The organism is Methylocella silvestris (assembly GCF_002891535.1).
In the GTDB taxonomy this organism is placed as follows: Bacteria; Pseudomonadota; Alphaproteobacteria; order Rhizobiales; family Beijerinckiaceae; genus Methylocapsa; species Methylocapsa silvestris_A.
The window spans coordinates 213639-232530 of the sequence record NZ_PDZR01000001.1 but is presented as its reverse complement, the minus strand read 5'-3'; the positions used below and the strand labels follow the sequence as shown (position 1 = coordinate 232530).

The 18892-nt window shown below is 63.3% G+C and carries 17 protein-coding genes and 1 pseudogene; 13 read left to right on the top strand and 5 right to left on the bottom strand.

Annotated elements, in window-relative coordinates; translation table 11 throughout:
• Positions 1-70: 70 nt before the first annotated feature.
• Positions 71-1588 carry a porin gene (locus tag CR492_RS01045; RefSeq protein ID WP_245411917.1) on the bottom strand — a complete coding sequence of 506 codons (1518 nt, stop codon included), beginning with the start codon at positions 1586-1588 and terminating at the stop codon, positions 71-73.
• Positions 1589-2390: 802 nt separating this feature from the next.
• Between CR492_RS01045 and CR492_RS01040 the strand changes: the two genes are divergently transcribed.
• The gene (locus CR492_RS01040) at positions 2391-2831 is read left to right on the top strand and encodes a BA14K family protein (protein WP_102841853.1); all 441 of its coding nucleotides are present in this window, start codon (positions 2391-2393) and stop codon (positions 2829-2831) included.
• 83 nt (positions 2832-2914) lie between these two features.
• Positions 2915-3421, top strand: a complete 507-nt coding sequence (locus CR492_RS01035) for a DUF1993 domain-containing protein (RefSeq protein ID WP_102842317.1) — start codon at positions 2915-2917, stop codon at positions 3419-3421.
• A 52-nt stretch (positions 3422-3473) separates the two neighbouring features.
• On the opposite strand, the gene CR492_RS01030 is transcribed toward CR492_RS01035, so the two are convergent.
• Positions 3474-3716: a hypothetical protein gene (locus tag CR492_RS01030; protein ID WP_102841852.1), complete on the bottom strand. Its 243-nt coding sequence runs from the start codon at positions 3714-3716 to the stop codon at positions 3474-3476.
• A gap of 241 nt (positions 3717-3957) precedes the next feature.
• Here CR492_RS01030 and CR492_RS01025 point away from each other — a divergent pair, with 241 nt between their 5' ends.
• Both CR492_RS01025 and CR492_RS01020 read left to right on the top strand, forming a co-directional pair.
• Positions 3958-4551 (top strand): hypothetical protein, encoded by a 594-nt coding sequence (locus tag CR492_RS01025; RefSeq protein WP_102841851.1) that lies wholly within the window; start codon positions 3958-3960, stop codon positions 4549-4551.
• Positions 4552-4612: 61 nt separating this feature from the next.
• The gene (locus tag CR492_RS01020) at positions 4613-5170 is read left to right on the top strand and encodes a hypothetical protein (protein WP_102841850.1); all 558 of its coding nucleotides are present in this window, start codon (positions 4613-4615) and stop codon (positions 5168-5170) included.
• Here CR492_RS01020 and mtnA read toward each other — a convergent pair.
• Both mtnA and CR492_RS01010 read right to left on the bottom strand, forming a co-directional pair.
• Positions 5167-6267 carry an S-methyl-5-thioribose-1-phosphate isomerase gene (mtnA, locus tag CR492_RS01015; RefSeq protein WP_102841849.1) on the bottom strand — a complete coding sequence of 367 codons (1101 nt, stop codon included), beginning with the start codon at positions 6265-6267 and terminating at the stop codon, positions 5167-5169. The two genes, CR492_RS01020 and mtnA, sit on opposite strands and share 4 nt — an antisense overlap.
• A gap of 72 nt (positions 6268-6339) precedes the next feature.
• On the bottom strand, positions 6340-6585 hold the full coding sequence (locus CR492_RS01010) for a hypothetical protein (RefSeq protein ID WP_102841848.1): 246 nt from the start codon (positions 6583-6585) through the stop codon (positions 6340-6342).
• Between the two features lie 254 nt (positions 6586-6839).
• Between CR492_RS01010 and CR492_RS01005 the strand changes: the two genes are divergently transcribed.
• From CR492_RS01005 to CR492_RS00995, 3 genes are all read left to right on the top strand, one after another.
• Entirely contained in the window at positions 6840-7889 is a 1050-nt protein-coding gene (locus CR492_RS01005) for a hypothetical protein (protein ID WP_102841847.1), read from the top strand.
• Between the two features lie 457 nt (positions 7890-8346).
• Complete coding sequence (locus tag CR492_RS01000) at positions 8347-8721, top strand: hypothetical protein (RefSeq protein WP_146030129.1); 375 nt, start codon at positions 8347-8349, stop codon at positions 8719-8721.
• Positions 8722-8758: 37 nt separating this feature from the next.
• Complete coding sequence (locus CR492_RS00995; RefSeq protein WP_102841845.1) at positions 8759-9550, top strand: DUF4239 domain-containing protein; 792 nt, start codon at positions 8759-8761, stop codon at positions 9548-9550.
• Positions 9551-10022: 472 nt separating this feature from the next.
• Here CR492_RS00995 and CR492_RS00990 read toward each other — a convergent pair whose 3' ends face one another.
• Positions 10023-10676, bottom strand: a complete 654-nt coding sequence (locus CR492_RS00990; RefSeq protein WP_245411942.1) for a helix-turn-helix transcriptional regulator — start codon at positions 10674-10676, stop codon at positions 10023-10025.
• A gap of 267 nt (positions 10677-10943) precedes the next feature.
• Between CR492_RS00990 and CR492_RS00985 the strand changes: the two genes are divergently transcribed.
• The 6 genes and pseudogenes from CR492_RS00985 to selB all read left to right on the top strand — a co-directional run.
• On the top strand, positions 10944-11186 hold the full coding sequence (locus tag CR492_RS00985) for a hypothetical protein (RefSeq protein WP_102842315.1): 243 nt from the start codon (positions 10944-10946) through the stop codon (positions 11184-11186).
• Positions 11187-11729: 543 nt separating this feature from the next.
• The gene (locus CR492_RS00980) at positions 11730-12296 is read left to right on the top strand and encodes an HdeD family acid-resistance protein (protein ID WP_102841844.1); all 567 of its coding nucleotides are present in this window, start codon (positions 11730-11732) and stop codon (positions 12294-12296) included.
• Positions 12297-12523: 227 nt separating this feature from the next.
• Positions 12524-14608 carry an ATP-dependent helicase gene (locus tag CR492_RS00975; RefSeq protein WP_102841843.1) on the top strand — a complete coding sequence of 695 codons (2085 nt, stop codon included), beginning with the start codon at positions 12524-12526 and terminating at the stop codon, positions 14606-14608.
• Between the two features lie 169 nt (positions 14609-14777).
• Positions 14778-16187 carry an L-seryl-tRNA(Sec) selenium transferase gene (gene selA, locus CR492_RS00970; protein ID WP_102842313.1) on the top strand — a complete coding sequence of 470 codons (1410 nt, stop codon included), beginning with the start codon at positions 14778-14780 and terminating at the stop codon, positions 16185-16187.
• On the top strand, positions 16174-16950 hold the full coding sequence (locus CR492_RS00965; RefSeq protein WP_102842314.1) for a tetratricopeptide repeat protein: 777 nt from the start codon (positions 16174-16176) through the stop codon (positions 16948-16950). The genes selA and CR492_RS00965 overlap by 14 nt, the downstream gene beginning before the upstream one ends.
• Positions 16947-18782 (top strand): annotated as a pseudogene (selB, locus tag CR492_RS00960) (selenocysteine-specific translation elongation factor); the annotation flags it as partial. The gene CR492_RS00965 and the pseudogene selB, both read left to right, overlap by 4 nt.
• Positions 18783-18892: the final 110 nt, after the last annotated feature.

Here is an 18892-nt window from a genome sequence, read left to right as displayed (position 1 = left end):
CGCCGGATGTCGGATGATCCGGCGTCAAGGAGGGCCGAGGAGAGTCTGCGTCTTCCGGGCGTTGACTATGTTAGAAGGAGAACAGCGTTCCGACTGCAAGCGCGTTCGAACTGAACGCGCCTCCCGACTGGTTCTTAGCTATGCCGCGGAAAAAGTTCGCTTCGAGCATGACCCAGGACGTTAGCTGATAGCGCGCAAAGGCCACGTAGGACTCATAGGAGCGCAGCATAAAAGCGTTGTAGTTCTGAACGTTGTCGTAGCTGTTCGACTGGAGATAGCTGATGCCGTAATTTGCGCCAAGCGTCAGCTTGTCGAAAAAAGTGTAGCTTGCTTGACCCAGCCAGCCGTAGGATTCGCGGGTTTGGCCGTTCGGGCTGATGCCATCGAAAAACAACACGCTGGTGCCGAGCCCGTTGCCGTAATAGCCGTAGCCGACAAAGCTCGCGTCGCCGACGTCGAGTTTCGCGCCGCCGTCCACTGCCGAGGCGCGAATTCTCTGGCCCGCCGGGAGGGCGTCTCCGGCGGCCAGCCCTTCGGAGCGCTGCTGCTCGGTCAGGCCTGAAACCCAGGCCGTCAGCTTGACTGACGGCGCGACATCGCCCTTGTAACGGACGCGGCCTTGCAACATCGGCTGGTCGTGACCGCTGAGATTGCCGGAATCCGTCCCCGTAAATACGGCGGCCTGACTAAGCGGGGTGAACAGGCCGACCGAAGCGTCGAATCCGTAAAAGCTTGGAGAGGTGTAGCTGATCTGCGGAAGCCAGTCCGCGTACACATAGCCGCTGCCGATATGCCCGGAGGTAAATCCAGGAGAGGCGTTGCGGAACGGAAGTCCGACGCCAAGCAGCATCGCATCATACAAAATAATGTCGCCCCCGAAGAAGGCGAGATCGCGTCCAATCTTGACCGTGCCTGCCTCCGGGGTTCCAATGGTCCCGAATACCTGCCGCAGGTCGATCGACGCTGTGCCCAGCCCGTAGGCCACGCCAAAGCTGTTGGCGTTGAAGGGCGATGCTCCGGTGTTGACGTTGGTCCCGACGCTATAAAATCCGAACGTCGCGCCGAGATCGTAACCCATCTGATTTGTGGCGAGGCTGAGCACCAGCGAACTGCCGAGCATGCCGCCACGCGTTGAATTGGAATTATTGACCGTGCTGGTGTCGATGTTGACAAGGCCGCCGACGACGCCGCCGGTCGTGGCCGAACCCGTCACCTGCCCCTTGAACTGCTCGACGGCGAAAAAGTCGATGCCTCCGGAGAGCTTGACGTCAACATCGCCGATTCGCACGCCGAAGCCCTTGTCGAGCGCTGTAACGAAATGAGGGTCGGCAGGACCGCCGGCGGGCGCCGGCGCGAGGCCTTTTGCCTCACGCTTCACGCGGACGTCCTTTGCCTCCGCAGCGCGACGCTGCTTCAATTTGTGATATTCGCCGCCGCTGAGAATGCCCTTGGCTTTGAGCTGCTCGATAAGATCGTCGGTTGTGTCCGCGCGCGCCTGGGCGCCGGCCAGAAGCCCGGCGCCGATGCAGCAGCCGAGCAACGTTCTGGCCGCATATCGAATGCGGCCGTTGTGCGACCCCTGGCGCATAATCACCCCTCCCGCGTGCTGGCGCATTGTTTCGCGCCATTATCTCCGCGAGATATCACTGCAATGCTTAGGCCAGACTGGAAACTCGTGTTATATCAAATTGGTATGTTGCATTTGCTATTGTTTGTATCGGTGCGCGCGCCAGGAGTGTTGTAGCGCTGTAGCGTTTCGCAACAGTCGTAAAGACATGCATGAGTTTGACAGGATAGCGGAATGGCCGGAAGGCAACGGCGTGTCTGATAGGCCCTTGCTGCAGCGCAATAGAGGATGGTAGCTGGTTGCTCCGCCCGCGCTCGTCCTGCCGAAATGGGACGATGGTCAGTCCGACACGCGAAAATGACGTCGCCTCGATCGTCCGGAATTATCGCCAAGCTACAGGCTCCGCGGGACGGAACATCGGCGCTGGATTCTAATTTGCGCCTCGGGGGAGGAGGCGCGCCGTCCTGCGGGACCGCCTTTGCGAGCCTGCGCAACCGTCGGACGCCAAATGCGGCCAATGTTAAATCTCTTGAGCGGCCCGTGGAATTTCGATAGCGTCCGATAAAAGGGCGATTTCATCGACGATATCCCAGGAAAAATCCTGCAAGCTCCAGATCCGACCCTCATCGGCTCCCATTGACGGCCTTCAAGCTGCATTTTTTCGCGGCTGTCTTTTGGAGGCCCCCATCGGCCGGACGCGTCATCACCAAAACCCTCGGTGGCGCGACTTTTGACGTCCGCGGCCTTGACGCCGGCGCCACGGCGCCGTTCGCCCCCTGATTTCGCCGGCTTTCGCCCCCACTCATCAGCCAAGAGGATATTAATGCGGTCATTCCCACCTATGCTATTCGCCGCCTTCGCAGTTGCGGCGGCGACTGCCTCCACGCCGGCGGCCGCTCTCGGTCCGATCGGCGGCGACATGAAAGGCGCGCTTGAACAGCCGCTGATCCAAAAGACGCAATATCAACGCTATGGCGGCTATCGCGGGAATTACCGCAATGGCGGCTATTATCGGGGCGGCCGTTATTACGGCAACGGCTATTATAACAATGGCGGCAACGTCGCCGGAGCCGCTATTGCCGGCGGCATTCTGGGCCTTGCGACGGGCGCGATCATCGCCGGATCGGCAGCCAACGCCGCGCCGCCGCCGCCTCCCGGCGCAGACCCGAACTGGGTCGCCTATTGCGCGCGAAAATATCAATCCTTCGATCCTGGGAGCGGCACCTATCTCGCCTATGACGGCAATCGTTATGTCTGCCAATAAGGCGCAGAATTTCCGCGTTGAGCCGCCGCGCGGCGGCGCGACGCGGAAGGCCAGGACCGATGCTTTCAAACCAGAGACGCGCCATGTCCCTATCGATGTATCAAGCCTCCATCCCCGTCTTCGCCCGCGCGCTCGGCAATCTGTCGAAAATTCTGGAGAAGGCGGAGGCCCACGCCGCCGCGCGAAAGTTCCAGCCCTCCGTCCTGATCGCCGACCGGCTAGCGCCAGACATGCTGCCCTTTTCGAGCCAGGTGCAACTTGCAGCGGATACGGCCGTGCGCGGGGCGGCGCGGCTGGCCGGCGTCGACTTTCCGAGCAACCCGGATGTTGAGACGACCTTTGCTGAGTTGCAGGAGCGACTGGCGAAGTCGCTCGCTTTTCTTAAAACAATCTCAAACGCCCAGATCGAAGGCGGCGAAGACCGCATTGTGACGCTGAAATTGCGCGACGGCGAAATGACCTTCACCGCCCAAGACTTCCTTTTGAATTTCGCTTTGCCGAATTTCTTCTTCCACGTGACGGCGGCCTATCTGATCCTGCGCCACAATGGCGTCGAACTCGGCAAGATGGATTATCTCGGCCTGCGGTGAAAGAGGCCGGCCCGAAGGGAGAATCCGGCCCGTTGCGGCTTTGTGCGCCCGCTCAAACCAGTTTCCCCTCGCGAGCGCCGAGAACCAGCTTGTCCCGTCGCACCATCATGCGCCGCGCCACCAGCCATGAAGTCGGCAGAGCCAAAAGGAAACTCGCCGCCGCAACGGCCATATAGGACCCGAACGCCAGGTCGAAATGGTGCAAGAGCGCTGGCGAAAACGCGAGGCCGATCGACATCAATCCAAAAAGGACGGCCGCCGTCGGCAGAAAAGCAACGAGAGCGATTTTAATCACGACTAACTCCTTTCACGCGTGGGATATCCCTGCTTGCGCCGACGCTCCCTCTTTGCAGCGACGCGGGCGTGAACACCGGAACGAAAGGGCCAACTTTCCCCTTCCAGCAAAGTTCCATGGCCTCAAGGACCGCCTCGGCTAGGCTTTCGTCCGGTTTCGCGATATCAATGCGGCGGCGTGATTGTGCAGAATCGGACGTTCGACTGCGCCGTCAGGCGATGTGTCCTGCTATGGATCGATCATGAGCGAACTAGACGCGAGCGGCCCCATCGTCGAGCGGGTCGCGCCCTCGCCCAAAGACAGCTTCTGGATGCGGGAGCTCCCCTATGTCGTCGTGCTCGGGCTCATGCTTCTTGGCGTCGCCTATACGAGCGTGTCGCGGCGCAATCTCGTCGGCTACTGGGAGTTCATGGCGCTTGTCGTCTGCGTCGCCGTCATCGCGACGGGCTGGGCCGAAACGCCCGGCCGCAAGGCAAGGATGCGCCTCGTCATCACGCAAGGCCTGCATTGGCTGTCGTTTCTCGTCGCCATGAACCTCGCCTTGCTGCCCGGCGTGCAAAGGCTGCTCAATCCGGAAGCCACGGGCCTCACGGTGCTGCTGCTGCTCGGTCTCGGCACGGTCACCGCCGGCATCAACATTCTATCCTGGCAGATCTGCTTTATCGGGGTCGTCATGGCCCTCGCCGTGCCGGGCATCGCCTGGCTCCAGCAATCGGCGATCGCCGTGGTACTAGGCCTGATCGTCGCTTTGCTCGGCCTTGGCGTCGTCTATTCCTGGCACCAAAGCGCCCGGCGCGACGCATCCGCCACGCCAAAACAGGCCGGGGCCGACTGATCGGCTTTGAACGGCGTCATGGACGCAACCTCATCGACAGCGGCCAAAATGAGCGGGCGAAATGACTGAGTTTGACGACGATACAGACCGTCTGGAGCCCTCGAGCCTCAAGGGTTTCTGGCTGCGCGAACTGCCCTATTTGCTGATTTTGGCGCTGACGCTGGGCGGCGTCGCCTATATCAGCATGTCGCGCCAGTCGTTGGTCGGCTATTGGGAATTCATGGCGCTCGTGATCGCCGTGGTCTGCATCGCCTCGGGCTGGTCTTCAGCCGGCGAGGGGGCAGGCCGGTGGCGGCTGATCTGGACGCAGGCGCTGCATTGGGGCGCTTTCCTCGTCGCCATGAATCTCGTGCTGTTGCCGAGCGTTCAGGCGATCGCCGACACCGACACGACAAGCCTCACCATCCTGCTGCTTCTCGCTCTTGGCGCCTTTATCGCCGGCGTTCATATCGGCTCGTGGCGGATGTGCGCCAATGGCGTCGTCATGGCGCTTTGCGTCCCGGCGATCGCCTGGCTCGATCAGTCGGCGCTGTTCCTCGCGCTCGTCGTGATCGCGCTTGCGGGTCTTGGCTTCGCCATCCTCTGGTGGCGGCGGGAGAAGCGGGTTGGCCTGGCCTAGCCGGCAATACCCTCGCGGAAGGCCGCGGCGAGCGCCGATGCGTTCGCCTCGATCACCCCGCGCTCCGTGATGAGCCCAGTGACAAGCCGCGCGGGCGTGACGTCAAAGGCGGGATTAAGGGCGCGGCTGCCCTCTGGCGTCAGGCGCACGCGCGTGACTTCGCCATCAGCCGTCAATCCGGAAATATGCGTCACCTCGGCTTCCGACCGGATCTCGATCGGGACCTCGCGAACCCCGTCGGCGATCGAAAAATCGATCGAGGGGGACGGCGCCGCGACATAGAATGGAACGCCGTTATCCTTGGCCGCCAGCGCTTTCAAATAGGTGCCGATCTTGTTGCAGACGTCGCCAGAGGCGGTCGTACGGTCGGTTCCGACGATCACGGCGTCGATCCCGCCATGCTGCATCAGATGGCCCCCGGCATTATCAGCGATCACCGTATGCGGGACGCCATGCTGGCCGAGTTCGAACGCGGTGAGCGCCGCGCCCTGATTGCGGGGCCGCGTTTCGTCGACATAGACGTGGACGGCTAGCCCGGCGTCATGGGCCTTGTAGACCGGGGCCGTGGCCGTGCCCCAATCCACGGTGGCGAGCCAGCCCGCATTGCAATGCGTCAGAATATTGACCGGCGCGCCGGGCGGCTTGCCAGCGACGAGGGTTTTGATGAGGGAAAGCCCATGCATGCCGATCGCCTCGCATAGCGCGATATCGTCGCGCGCGATGACGCCGGCCTCGGCAAAGGCCGTCTTGAAGCGCTGCGGCGGCGGCGCCGCTTCAAGCAGCCGCCGCACCCTGTCGACGGCCCATTGCAGATTGACGGCGGTCGGCCGCATCGCCTTAAGATGCGCGGAGGCGCGCTCCAGATTGGCATCCGCCGGGTCTGCGCGCATGGCCAGGGCGAGGCCATAGGCGGCCGTGACCCCGATCAGCGGCGCGCCGCGCACCCACATCTCCGCGATAGCTCGCGCGGCCGTGTCGACGTCCGAAATCGTTATGATCTCGAACCGGTGCGGCAAGCGCGTCTGATCGATGATCTTGATGCTTGCGCCGTCGTCGCCAGCCCAAATTGTGGTGTATGGCTTGCCGTCGACGCGCATGCCTCTGCCTTTGCCGAAATGACCGAATTTCACGATCGAAACGCGTCTGAGACCGGATGCAAGAGCCCCTGCTCAGTTGCAATTGCTGCAGATGCTCTTGTCGATATTATTGTCGCGACGCTGCATGGATTTGTCGAGCTTGGTCGGACCCGAAGCCTGCGGCACGCCCGGCCGTGGAACGACCTCGCCGGTCGAGGTCAGATAGTCCTTGTCGAGGAGTTGTCCCGGCCTTGGCTCCGACAGCTCCGGAGCGATCTGGGCCAGCGCCGCGCCTCCGATGAGCGCGGTCAGCAGAGCGGTCATAAAAATCGTTTTCATCCTCGTCGCCCTTGTTGATCAGCCCGGACGATCGCAGGTTTGCGCAAGCCGTAATTGACTGGATCATCCGTTCAACTCAAATTGAGGATGATCCTACTCCTTGGCAGAAAGCAACGCATTGGGAGGGAAAACCGACCCTTTTCGCGCCTGCTTATCACGCAAAATCGATCCAGTCCGCCCAATTCTTAACGCAGATTTAAGGGTAGAGGTCCAATCGTCGATCGGGAATTGACGAGCCTTTAGGGACGAAGCCAATGGACCACGAACCAGACGTTCCGCCGCCGGGCGACGGCCTCGAGGGACATTCGCATGGCCTTGAGCCCGGCGCGTCTGAGGCAACTTCCAGAGATATCGTTCCGGCAGACGGCGCCCGGCATGATCTCAATGAGGGCCTCGACGGTGAAATTCGGGCGGACGGCGCCGGAGAGGACTCCGAACATTCGGCGCTCGGCGGGCAGGAGGACGGCGGTCTTCGCGCGCCGGACGCCGGAGCTTCCGATCTCACGCGGTTTTTCGCCACGCGGGACGACCGCGAACTGCCGCCCGAACCGCCATCGGGCAGGCTCGCCACCTTCATCAATTACGGCTCCAGCGCGGCCTTCGTGCTTGCGGTGCTTGGTTTTGCTTTTGCCGCGGGAACTTATTTCTTCGGCGGCAATCCGGGCGCGGGGTCCGACCGGACGGCGTCGCAGATCGCCGTGCGCGAGAGTGCGGATCGCGCCGAGATGCTGCGCAAGACGCAGGCCATGGTTACGGAGATCGGCGCCCTTAGAGCCAATGTCGAGGCCTTGCGCGTCTCCGTCGCGCAGTCCCAGGCCGGCAAAGATCAGCATGGCCTCGAAAAAAGCGTTGACGCCCTGAAGGCGAAGGTCGACTCGATCAAGACAGACTCCGCCGGCGCCCTTTCCGAACTCGCCGCGAAAGTCGACAGGCTGCAGCGCGATCCGGCGCTGAAGCAGGTTGCCGAACGTCTCGACCGCATCGAAAAACAGACCGCCCTGCCGACGGGATCGATTGCGCCAATCGTCAAGGCGGCGACCCAGGAGCAGAAGAATGCGCCGCCCAAAAGTCAGCCGGCCGCCGACGCCAGCAAGCGGCCGCAGCTCATCACGAGTTGGGTCGTCCGGCAGGTCTATGACGGCGTCGCGCTAATCGAAAATGCGCGCGGCTCGATGGAGGTCGCCATCGGCGACCAGATTCCAGGCGCGGGGACGGTCAAATCGATCGAGCGGCGCGGCGGCGGCTGGATCGTCGTCACAAGCCGCGGCCTCGTCGATTACGATCACAGCATCCTGATCCCCTGAGCAAGGCGCGCGTGCGCCCTTGATGGCGCTCCAATGACGCTTCGGCGCGCGGTGAACGACAAGGCAAAAGCCCGGGCAGCTGCGCGGGACGGCCGCGGCGGAGCGCTGGTTGTGCGTCTCTAAATAATCGCATGATGCGCGAGACGGCTGGCCCCCTCGGCATGCTGACGCCAAGGCCGGCCGTTTATCTGCGTGCGTTATCACACCTTTCCTTGACGCTGCCGCTGTTACGAGTGAAGGATTGATAAAATCCGACAGTCGTTCCCGCTGGTCTCAAGCTGGGCTGCCGGAATCGTCAGCCATCAAGGGAGCGCCCGGCGCCGTGATCACGCAATGCCGGCGCCCCGCCCCAGGCAAATTTGGCTCCAGGTCCCGCGCGCGCATTTTCGGATTAAGCGCGCCTCCTCCCCGCTTGCCCGCCAAAATCCTCGTCATGATGCGTTCCGATGGCGCCGTCATGATCAGCCGCGCGGAATCCCTCGCGGGCGCGCCATTGGCGGGCGTCGCGACGCCCGTGATGTTTGCATTTCGATCAGTGGAAGAGGCGGACGCCGTCATGGTCGGCGCTCGCCGACGGTTGGCTGGCGACGCGCGACAGACGGATGGCTGGCTTGCCGGGGTGAGCGCCGGACGAGCCGCGGCCGACATCAAGGCCGAAGCCAAGGGCCTCTCTTATTCTTTCGAGGTAATCCACCCCGCCCTCAAGGGCGCGCCTATCCTGGGCGGGCGCGGAAGGGGTTGGGCGTGGCGCTTGGCGGTCGCAGCCTTTTACGCCATCGTCCTGGCCGCAGCCGCGTTGACCGGACTTGTTATCGGCATCGAGCTGACCTAATCCCGGATTGCCCCAAGCCCGCGGAGAGATCGGCCCGATGAGTTACGCCTTAGCCATTTCGATCGTTTTGGCCGCAGCCCTATCGGCGGCATTGACGACCATCATCATCCAGCGATGGATCGCCTTTGACATTCGCCGTCAGCACCACGAAGTCGGTTCGGTCGTCTTTTTACAGCTTGGGGTTGTATTCGCCGTACTTCTCGCCTTCGTATTTAGCGGGACCTGGAACGAATATAACGACGCCGCGCAGGCCGCCAATCTGGAAGCCGGCGCGCTGCACGGAGCAGCGCTGCTGGCCGCCACCCTCCCCGCCGCCGACGCCTCCGCCGTATTGTCCGCGGAGCAAAATTACCTGCAAGCTGTTGTCTCCGAAGAATACCCGATAATTGCAAAGACGCGCGCCGAAGACACAGGCGCCGATCTGAAAATGCAGATGCTGATCAGGACGGCATTAAATGTCCGTACGGCGGATCCCGATCAACACGACACGAAGAATGCAATCCTTTCGCTTCTGACCCAGGCCCACACGCAGCGCGGGATCCGCATCTACGAAGGAGCAAGCGGCGTTCCTATCGCGCTGTGGTGCGTGTTGATCGGGCTGGCGCTCGTGCTGGCTTTCTCCGTATCGTTTTCAGCCATCCAATATGCGTCGACGGCCGTCGCCGTCGCCGCCTGTTTCTCGGCCGGCATCGCCAGCATCCTGATCGTCGCCCGCCTGCTTGATTATCCCTTCGAGGGCGCCCTGGCTCAACCGCCCAGTGATTTCATCGTTCTAAGCGGCAAGGTTTCGACGCTTCTTGGCGCAACAGGGACAGGTCCCGCGCACTGACGTCGCCGCCATCACGATGCTTTCAGACAAAGCAGTTTCGATCTATCTCGCTTGCGATGCGTCAATGTAGTCTGGCGTCCACAAAGAACGGATTGTGGCAATCAACAGCGTCTTCAAAGCGCGTAGCCGTCGCTTCGATTGAAGTGCGCCATCCATGCCGGGGACATAATGATTGGGAACACCAGACGCTCACAACGAACGCCTGATGCTCTCGTTTTGCGTCAAATCACGCCGCGCCAAGCAACAGCCGCGGCATTAAAGCTCGCCCGGAACCACGTCAGCAAATCGATACATGCTAAAGTGGGTAGATGATGAGCCATTTTTTTTAAAAGTCCAGTAACGAAAAGCTACGCAGTTCATGAATACTAGTAAGTGTTGAATATTGAAATTTATCCATTCCCTTACGCCACACAGGGACGCCCAACTCGAGCACAGAGAAAGGAAACGTCTTCTGCCACGCCAGGCCCGCCTTTCATGAAATGAGGCCGGCTCGCAACGCCTTTGCGGCCGCATGAACGCGATTGAGCGCATGTAGCTTGTCGCGGGCGGAGTCCAGATGAGCCTTGACCGTGTCGTTTGAAATTCGCATGAGCTTTGCGATCTCTCCGGGCTTTTTGCCTTCCGCCACAAGAGAGAGCGCCTCGATCTCGCGGCGCGTGATCGTGCTGAGATCGATTGTTTGCCCCTCGCCATGTATGTCGCATGCGCGCTTGTGGACGTAATGCGCGACATGAGCGAGTTCTATCGTCAACTCATGGCGACGCGCCGCCCAGCAAATTTCGCTTTCGTTCGATGTGGCGATGAAAAGCCCCCAAACGCTGTTCGAGGGACCGCGCACGGGAATCGTCAGGCCTTGCCGCGGGGCGCCATTCTCCCCCGGCAGGAAGTGAATGCCTGTTTGGCGCGCGCTTTTCCGCCGAAGCGTGGCCCAGTCCATAGGCAACACCGTGCGCGACATCGCCCGAACCATTGGATCCGTCGCCAGGAGCGACTGGATTTTTTGCCGGTCGGTCCAACCTCGGCATCGCGGCTGAACCATAAACGGAGCGGAAAGGTTAAATCCAACGAATGACGGGCAAATATATAAGACGGAATACAGATTATAGCCGCGGCAGACGAGCCCCATCAGCTCTTCTAATCCGCCATCAGCCCAGCAGCCTTCGATTTGCTCGAGCAGATCATGGCTCACGTCAGCGAATCCCGTTTTACAAGGGAGCAGACGACCATCGGTCAATGTATATCGACTAAAAATAAACGCAACGTCGGGCGCTAGATCGAAGCGCATCCCGCCGCCCGATCGCCGCGATGGCGCAACAGCACAGGATTATTGCGACCGTTGCGAACCTTTTCAGGTCGCGGGCCGTTAGAGACGCTATTCGCCATGGAGGAATCGATGAGGCTCGCTATCGGATTTTCAGCCATCGTTCTTGCTCTGTCTGCGCCCGCAACGGCTTCCAATACCAACCCGACCGGCCAAAGCCGGAACGACGCCGGAGCCGGCGGCAACACGATGACAGAAGGCTCGAAGGAGCGTGGAGGCGCCGCAGGCCAGGACGGAATGCCCTCGCCGACGCCGCGGAACGGCGAAAAGCCGTCAGGCGACCACAACAAAGGCAAAGCTTCCGGCGATAACTGATGCGCGCCGATGCTACCGCGTTGCATGCTTCAGGCTCTGTCAAGAAGCCTGTATCTTGACAACGCAACCCCGCCTTCATCAACGGGATGCGTGCTGCCTCTACGATTGGCGCGGCTGCTGTCGCAAGATCGCCGGCGCCGCCGCCAGCAGATCCAGATTCGCGATTGCGCTAGTGTCCGAAGGGCGCACATCGCTCGGATCCAGATTGGTTTCGCCGCATCGCGCTCCCTGTAGGACGCGTCGAGACGTTGCTGCATCGCCGCCACATGCGAAAGTTTCTGCTCCTCCGCGCAGGCGCCCGGTCGCGCTTGGTTTAACAATCGAAAGCGCCGGTGCGACATCTCGCGGCTTTTGCGCGCCCCGCTCCGTCAGCGTTTCCTTCCTCCCACTTCGGGAGGAACACGGCGTCGGCTCGTCCTTGCCGATGCCCCTGGCGGCAATATCCTGTGACATTGCCAAAACCCTTCAAAGGCAGCACTCTCCGCCAGCCAAGCCGCCGCTGGCCGAAATCGGCCAAGAATGGCGGCTGAGGCGGGGGAAACTATGGAAAAACAATTCGACATCTTCGTCGCCGAGGCGCCTGGCGACCTCGCCGTCAACTGGGGCTGGCTCGTAGCGCTTGGGCTGGGACTTGCCCTTCTTGGCGCCTTGGCGATCTGGCGGGCCAGGACCGCGACGCTGGTTTACGTCATGTTTCTTGGCGCGATCCTCCTGGCAGCCGCCACGGCCGTTCTCATCGTTGCATTTTCGCTCACCGGCTATTGGACCGCGTTTTTCGTTCATGTGCTGTGGGCTATTCTGCTTGGGATCATCGGGCTCATCCTTGTGAGCCGGCCGGCGATCAGCGCAGAAGCGATTACGCTGGTCATCGCGTTTTATTTCTTGATCGAAGGCATTTTCAGCATCGGTTTTGCGCTGTTTTCCCACATCCGTGGCGAATGGCTGCCTATTCTGGACGGCGTCGTGAGCGTTGCGCTCGGCGCGATTCTCCTTTCCGGCTGGCCCATCACCGGCCTATGGGCGATCGGTCTGTTCATCGGAATCAACCTCGTCCTGAGGGGCGCGGCGATTGTCGCCCTCGGTCTTGGCTTTCGCGCGCTTTCCCATTGACGCCTTGCGCCAAGAGCGCAGGCAAAAGGTCCTTCCGGGGGATGCGTCCGCGGACTTCGGCCATCCTGTCTGAAGCGACAGGATGGCGCGCGCCATAGCGCGCTCTCAATGACGCGAGGAACGCGAGAAGCCGCGGCCAAAACCAAACATGCAGGATTGCTCGATATCTTTACCGGCGGCGTTGCGAACAAAACGGGAATCAACGATCGTGCTAACGGTCCTCTCGAATGATTCGCAACGTGTCAGCAACCCCCTATCTGGAAACCCTCAATCCCGAACAGCGACGGGCGGTAGAGCACGGCGTTACTGAAAACGACGCGACCCCGGCCGCGCCGCTCCTCGTCATTGCCGGCGCCGGCTCCGGCAAGACCAATACGCTCGCCCATCGCGTGGCGCATCTCATCGTCAACGGCGCCCATCCGAACCGGATCCTGCTGATGACGTTCTCGCGCCGCGCCGCTGCGGAGATGACGCGGCGCGTCGAGACGATCGCCAGCAGGGCGATGGGGGATCGCGCCGGCGCCATGACGCAAGCGCTGCACTGGTCGGGAACCTTCCACGCCATCGGCGCCCGGCTGCTGCGCGACTATGCCGATCAGATCGGGCTCGATCCGGCCTTCACGATTCATGACCGCGAAGACTCTGCCGATTTGATGAATCTGGTTCGACATGACCTCGGGTTTTCTAAAACGGAAAGCCGATTTCCGACCAAGGGAACATGTCTTTCCATCTATTCCCGCTGCGTGAACGCCGAGCTGGCGATCGAACCGGTCCTCGGCGCGTCGTTCCCCTGGTGCTCCGAATGGGCGACCGAGCTGAAGCAGCTCTTTGCCGCCTATGTTGAGGCAAAGCAGCGGCAGAATGTGCTCGATTACGACGATCTCCTGCTCTACTGGGCCCAAGCCGTTGGCGAACCCGCCCTCGCCGATGATATCGGCGCCCGCTTCGATCATGTGCTCGTCGACGAATATCAGGATACGAACCGACTCCAGGCCTCGATCCTCAAGGCGCTGAAACCGGGCGGCCGTGGGCTGACGGTGGTCGGCGACGATGCGCAATCGATCTATTCCTTCCGCGCCGCCACAGTCCGCAATATTCTGGAGTTCCCGCAAACGTTCAGCCCTCCGGCCGAGATCATCACGCTCGATCGAAACTACCGCTCGACGCCGGCCATTCTGGCGGCCGCCAACGCCGTGATCGATCTGGCCAGCGAGCGCTTCACCAAGAATCTGTGGACAGAGAGAAAAGCGGCGGCGCCGCCGCAATTGGTGGGCGTCCGCGACGAGACCGACCAGGCCCGCTACATTGTCGAGCGCGTCCTTGAAAATCGCGAAGGCGGTTTGACGCTGAAGCAACAGGCGGTGTTATTTCGCGCCTCGCATCACAGCGGCTCGCTCGAGGTCGAACTCACCCGTAGCAACGTCCCCTTTGTAAAGTTTGGCGGGCTCAAGTTTCTCGACGCCGCTCACATCAAAGACATGTTGGCGCTGCTGCGCTTCGTCGAAAATCCGCGTGACCGCGTCGCCGGATTTCGCTTGATGCTGTTGATGCCGGGCGTCGGCCCCGCGTCGGCGCAGCGCGCCCTCGACTTTATGGCTCAAGCTGCTGATCCGATCCGCGCCTTGGCCGACGCCCCCGCCCCCCGTCGCGCCGGCGAGGATTGGCGCAATTTTGTCGAGATCGTCGCTGAACTTGGATCCGGGCGACCCGGTTGGCCATCCGAGATCGAGCAAGCCCGTCTTTGGTACGAGCCGCATCTTGATCGTATGCACGAAGATGCGGCGGCCCGGCTCGCCGATTTGATCCAGCTGGAGCAGATCGCAGGCGGATATGCGTCACGCGAACGTTTCCTTACCGAACTGACGCTCGATCCGCCTGACGCAACCAGCGACCACGCTGGCGCGCCTTTGCTCGATGAGGATTATCTGACTCTGTCGACGATCCATTCGGCGAAGGGCCAGGAGTGGGCGTCCGTGTTTGTTCTCAATGTCGTCGACGGTTGCATACCCTCCGACCTCGGCGCCGGCACGACGGCCGAGCTTGAGGAGGAGCGTCGCCTGCTTTACGTCGCAATGACGCGCGCCAAGGATGACCTTCACCTCGTCGTGCCACAGCGCTTCTTTACGCACGGCCAGGCCGCGCAAGGCGACCGGCACGTTTACGCCTCGCGCACGCGCTTCATCCCGGCCGGTTTGCTTGGCCTTTTCGAAAAGACAAGCTGGCCAAAAATCGCTCGCGCAACCGCGGCGAAAACGCTTACCCAGAACCAACGATACGATCTCGGCTCCCGTATGCGGGGCATGTGGCGCTGAGCGGGCCAGCCGGCATCACACGCCATGCGGCCCGCCGTGATTTAAGCCGGCTGGCCTTGCCGGTCCGTTCGAGCCGACGTAAATTCGCCGGGACGCGGCGCCGGCGGCGATCTATGCGCGGCCCGTGTTTCACGTTTTGGCGCAGATGGTTTTGGCGAGCGAGGCTCTGATGGAAGGATCCAGCTCCGGCCGCCTGCGCGATCTCCCCTCCGTCGATGCCGTTTTGAAGGCGCCCGCAGCGCTTGCGATGCTGGAGCGTTTTGGCCGCGCCGCCTCGACCGACGCCGTCCGCGCCGCGCTGGCGGATGTGCGCGCGGCCATCGTCGGCGGCGCCTCCCGCGCGCCCGACGCCGCCGGGCTGGCGCGCGCGGCGGAAGCCGCGCTGGAAGGGGAGGCGCGGTCTAGCATGCGCCCTGTCTTCAACCTCACCGGCACGGTGCTGCACACCAATCTCGGCCGCGCAGTGCTGGCCGAGGCGGCGATCGAGGGCGCCGTCGCCGCGATGCGCGATCCCGTCGCGCTTGAGTTCGACCTCGAAACCGCCAAGCGCGGCGAGCGCGACGATCATGTCCGCGCCCTGCTCTGCGAGCTCACCGGCGCGGAGGATGCGACGCTGGTCAACAACAATGCGGCGGCCGTGCTGCTCTGTCTCAACACGCTCGCCGCCGGCCGCGAGGCGATCGTGTCGCGCGGCGAACTGATCGAGATCGGCGGCGCCTTCCGGATGCCGGACATCATGGCGCGCGCCGGCGCCAAGCTTGTGGAGGTCGGCACGACGAATCGCACGCATCTCAAGGACTACCGCGCGGCGCTGAGCGCGCAAACCGGGGTTATCCTGAAAGTGCATACCTCGAACTACCGCATCGAGGGCTTTACCGCCGAGGTCGGCGCGGCCGAGCTCGCCGCCTTGGCGGGACAGGCGAATGTGCCGCTGATGAACGATCTCGGTTCAGGCACGTTGATCGATCTGTCGCGTTACGGGCTGCAAAAAGAGCCGACCGTGCGCGAAGCGGTGCGGGAGGGCTCCGGGCTCGTGACCTTTTCCGGCGACAAATTGCTCGGCGGTCCGCAGGCGGGCTTCATCGTCGGCGCCGGCGCGCTGATCGAGGCGGTGAACCGCAATCCGATGAAGCGCGCGCTCCGGGTCGACAAGATCCGGCTGGCGGCGATCGAGGCGACGCTGAAACTCTATCGCGATCCGGATCGGCTCGCGGAGCGGCTGCCGACCCTGCGGCTGCTGGCCCGGCCGCTGGCCGAGATCGAGGCGCAGGCGCGCCGTCTCCTGCCCGCCACGACGGCGGCGGTCGAGCCGGCCTATCAGGTCGCGCTGCGCCTTTGCCGCAGCCAGGTCGGTTCCGGCGCGCTGCCGCTCGATACGATCGAAAGCGCGGGCCTGTTCATCCGCCCCACCAATGGAAGCCGTTCGCTCGAGCGGCTGGCGGGCGCCTTGCGGGCGCTCGCAAGGCCCGTAATCGGCCGCATCGAGGATGGCGGCCTGTTGCTCGATCTGCGCTGTCTCGCCGATGAAGCGGGATTTCTGTCAGCTCTTTCCGCGCTTGACGCCGATGCGCTGGCTTGAACGCCTGACGAGGCGGGGCGAAGACGTTGCCGCCGTAATGGCCAGGGCGCGCGCGGCCGCCGACGCCGGCGATTACGCGGCCGCGCTGGCGCTATGGGGACCACTCGCCCACGCCGGCGTGGCGCGCGCGCAAAACAATATCGGCGCCTGTTTTTCCGAAGGGCTCGGGGTCGCGCGCGACGCGGCGCTTGCACTGAAATGGCTGACCCTCGCCGCAGAAGCTGGCGATCCGGTCGGGCAGCGCAATCTCGCCACCGCCTATTTCAAGGGAAGCGGCGTTGACGGCGACGGCGTGAGAGCGGCGGAACTCTACCGCGTCGCCGCCGAACAGGGCGACGGGCCGGCGCAGGACATGCTGAGTTGGATGTTGCTGGAGGGCCGGTTGATCCCGGCCGATCTTGACGAATCCCGGCGCCTCGCGCGCGCCGCCGCCGAAAACGGCGTCGCCGCAGCGATGGCCCGACTGGGCATGTTCTACCACAACGCAACCGGGGTCGAGCGGGACGCGTCGGCCGCCGTCGCCTGGTGGCGGCGCGCCGCTTTGCTCGGCGAGGCCGATGCGCAGGCGATGCTGGGCGCGGCGTTCCATCTGGGCGCCGGCGCGCCGGCCGATCAGACGGAGGCGCTGGTCTGGCTGCTGCGCGGAGAGGCCGGCGGAAGCGCACTGGCCGCACCTTTCCTCGGGGCGGTCCGCGCGGCGCTCTCGCCGCAGCAGATCGCAGAAGCCGAAGAGCGCGCACGGCAGAAGCTCGAGGCGGCATGATTATCGGCGTCGCCGGCCATATCGATCATGGCAAGACCGCCCTCGTCAAAGCGCTGACAGGGGTCGAGGGCGATCGCCTCGCGCAGGAAAAAGCGCGCGGCATGACCATCGATCTCGGCTTCGCCTATCTGCCGGTCGAGGGTGGACAAACGCTCGGCTTCGTCGATGTTCCGGGCCATGAGCGCTTCGTGCACACGATGCTGGCCGGCGCGAGCGGGATCGATTTCGTTCTTCTCGCCGTCGCCGCGGACGATGGGATCAAACCGCAGACGCTGGAGCATCTCGCCATCATCGATCTGCTCGGCATTGCGCGCGGCCTTATCGTCATCACCAAGGCTGATCTTACGGGGCCGGGTCGGCTCGCGGAAGTGGAGGCCGAGATCCGGCGAGCGGTCGCTGGAACCGCGCTGGAGGGCGCCGATGTCGCAGCGGTCTCGACGCTGACCGGCGCGGGGATCGACCAACTGCGCGCCCGGCTTGTCGCCACAGCGATTGCGGAGACCGCGCGACCGGCGCAAGGCCGCTTCCGGCTGCCGGTCGACCGTTCCTTTACGCTGCAGGGCGTTGGCGTGGTGGTGACTGGAGCCGTTCTATCGGGATCGGTGCATGTCGGCGACCATGTCATGATCAGCCCTTCGGGCGTCCCGGCGCGCGTGCGATCGCTGCATGCACAAAACAGACCGGCCGAGAGCGGCAGGGCGGGCGATCGCTGCGCGCTCAATCTCGCCGGCCCCGGCGTCTCGAAAGAGACGGTTCAACGCGGCAATATCGTGCTCGATCCCGCGTTGCATGCGCCGACGGACCGCATCGACGCCCGGCTACGGATTTTGGCTCATGAAGCCAAACCGATCGGCCAATGGTTTCCGGTGCGGCTGCACCACGCCGCCGCCGAGGTCGGCGCGCGCATTGTTCTGCTCGGCGACGAGCCGATCCGGCCGGGCGCCTCGGCTGACGTCCAGCTTGCGCTCGACGCGCCGATCGCCGCCGCGGCGCAGGACCGCTATGTGATCCGCGACGTGTCGGCGCAGCGCACCATCGGCGGGGGCGTCTTCATCGATCTGCGTCCGCCTTTGCGACGCCGGCGCACGCCGGAGCGCGCAGCGCAGCGCGCAGCGCTTGCGCTTGAAGATCCGCGCTCGGCCTTCGCCGCTCTTTTGAACACGGCGCCGTTTACCGTGGACCTTGCGATCTTCGCACGCGACCGGGCCTTGAGCGCGGCGCAGACGGAGGAACTGGAAAACACGCTAAGCCTCGTCGTTCTGCCAGCCGGCGCGACCCGCTTTGCCATTTCCGCCGCCAGGTGGCGAGATTTCATGACGAACATCATGGAGCGGCTCGCCGCCTTTCACATCGAAAACCCGGACCTTCAAGGAATCGGACGGGAAAAGCTTCGTCTGCTGTTGCAGCCGCGCCTGACTGCGCCCGCCTTCCTCGCGGCGCTGCAGAAGGCGGCGCGGGAGATGGCGATTGCGCTTGACGGCTCCTTCGTCCGGCTGGCCGAGCATGAGGCGCGATTCGCGCCGAAGGATGAAGCAGCGTGGGAGGCCATTGCCCCGTTGCTTGGCGACGATGGGCGGTTTCGTCCGCCAAGGGTGCGCGATATCGCCGCGGCGACGGGACGGCCGGAGGGCGACGTGCGTCGCCTGTTGAAGCTCGCCGGGCGGATGGGCCTGGCCGATGAGATCGCGCACGACCATTTCTTCTTGCGCCCCATCGTCCACGAAATGACAGACATCATCGCTGAGCTCGCGGGCCGCCAGCCGGACAGCGCTTTCACGGCGGCGCAATTTCGCGATCTGCTCGGCAATGGCCGCAAGGTTGCGATCCAGATCCTCGAGTTTTTCGATCGCCATGGCGTCACGGTGCATAAGGGCGATCTTCGCCGGCTCGATCCGCGCCGGCTGGACTTGTTTGGCGCCCCCAGGCCATCATTGGGCGGCGC

What these genes read in the sequence shown, in the direction of transcription:
- CR492_RS01045 (WP_245411917.1), bottom strand. Translation starts at nt 1,588, where the DNA reads ATGCGCCAGGGGTCGCACAACGGCCGCATTCGATATGCGGCCAGAACG.
- CR492_RS01040 (WP_102841853.1), top strand. Translation starts at nt 2,391, where the DNA reads ATGCGGTCATTCCCACCTATGCTATTCGCCGCCTTCGCAGTTGCGGCG.
- CR492_RS01035 (WP_102842317.1), top strand. Translation starts at nt 2,915, where the DNA reads ATGTCCCTATCGATGTATCAAGCCTCCATCCCCGTCTTCGCCCGCGCG.
- CR492_RS01025 (WP_102841851.1), top strand. Translation starts at nt 3,958, where the DNA reads ATGAGCGAACTAGACGCGAGCGGCCCCATCGTCGAGCGGGTCGCGCCC.
- CR492_RS01020 (WP_102841850.1), top strand. Translation starts at nt 4,613, where the DNA reads ATGACTGAGTTTGACGACGATACAGACCGTCTGGAGCCCTCGAGCCTC.
- mtnA (WP_102841849.1), bottom strand. Translation starts at nt 6,267, where the DNA reads ATGCGCGTCGACGGCAAGCCATACACCACAATTTGGGCTGGCGACGAC.
- CR492_RS01010 (WP_102841848.1), bottom strand. Translation starts at nt 6,585, where the DNA reads ATGAAAACGATTTTTATGACCGCTCTGCTGACCGCGCTCATCGGAGGC.
- CR492_RS01005 (WP_102841847.1), top strand. Translation starts at nt 6,840, where the DNA reads ATGGACCACGAACCAGACGTTCCGCCGCCGGGCGACGGCCTCGAGGGA.
- CR492_RS01000 (WP_146030129.1), top strand. Translation starts at nt 8,347, where the DNA reads ATGATCAGCCGCGCGGAATCCCTCGCGGGCGCGCCATTGGCGGGCGTC.
- CR492_RS00995 (WP_102841845.1), top strand. Translation starts at nt 8,759, where the DNA reads ATGAGTTACGCCTTAGCCATTTCGATCGTTTTGGCCGCAGCCCTATCG.
- CR492_RS00990 (WP_245411942.1), bottom strand. Translation starts at nt 10,676, where the DNA reads ATGGGGCTCGTCTGCCGCGGCTATAATCTGTATTCCGTCTTATATATT.
- CR492_RS00985 (WP_102842315.1), top strand. Translation starts at nt 10,944, where the DNA reads ATGAGGCTCGCTATCGGATTTTCAGCCATCGTTCTTGCTCTGTCTGCG.
- CR492_RS00980 (WP_102841844.1), top strand. Translation starts at nt 11,730, where the DNA reads ATGGAAAAACAATTCGACATCTTCGTCGCCGAGGCGCCTGGCGACCTC.
- CR492_RS00975 (WP_102841843.1), top strand. Translation starts at nt 12,524, where the DNA reads ATGATTCGCAACGTGTCAGCAACCCCCTATCTGGAAACCCTCAATCCC.
- selA (WP_102842313.1), top strand. Translation starts at nt 14,778, where the DNA reads ATGGAAGGATCCAGCTCCGGCCGCCTGCGCGATCTCCCCTCCGTCGAT.
- CR492_RS00965 (WP_102842314.1), top strand. Translation starts at nt 16,174, where the DNA reads ATGCGCTGGCTTGAACGCCTGACGAGGCGGGGCGAAGACGTTGCCGCC.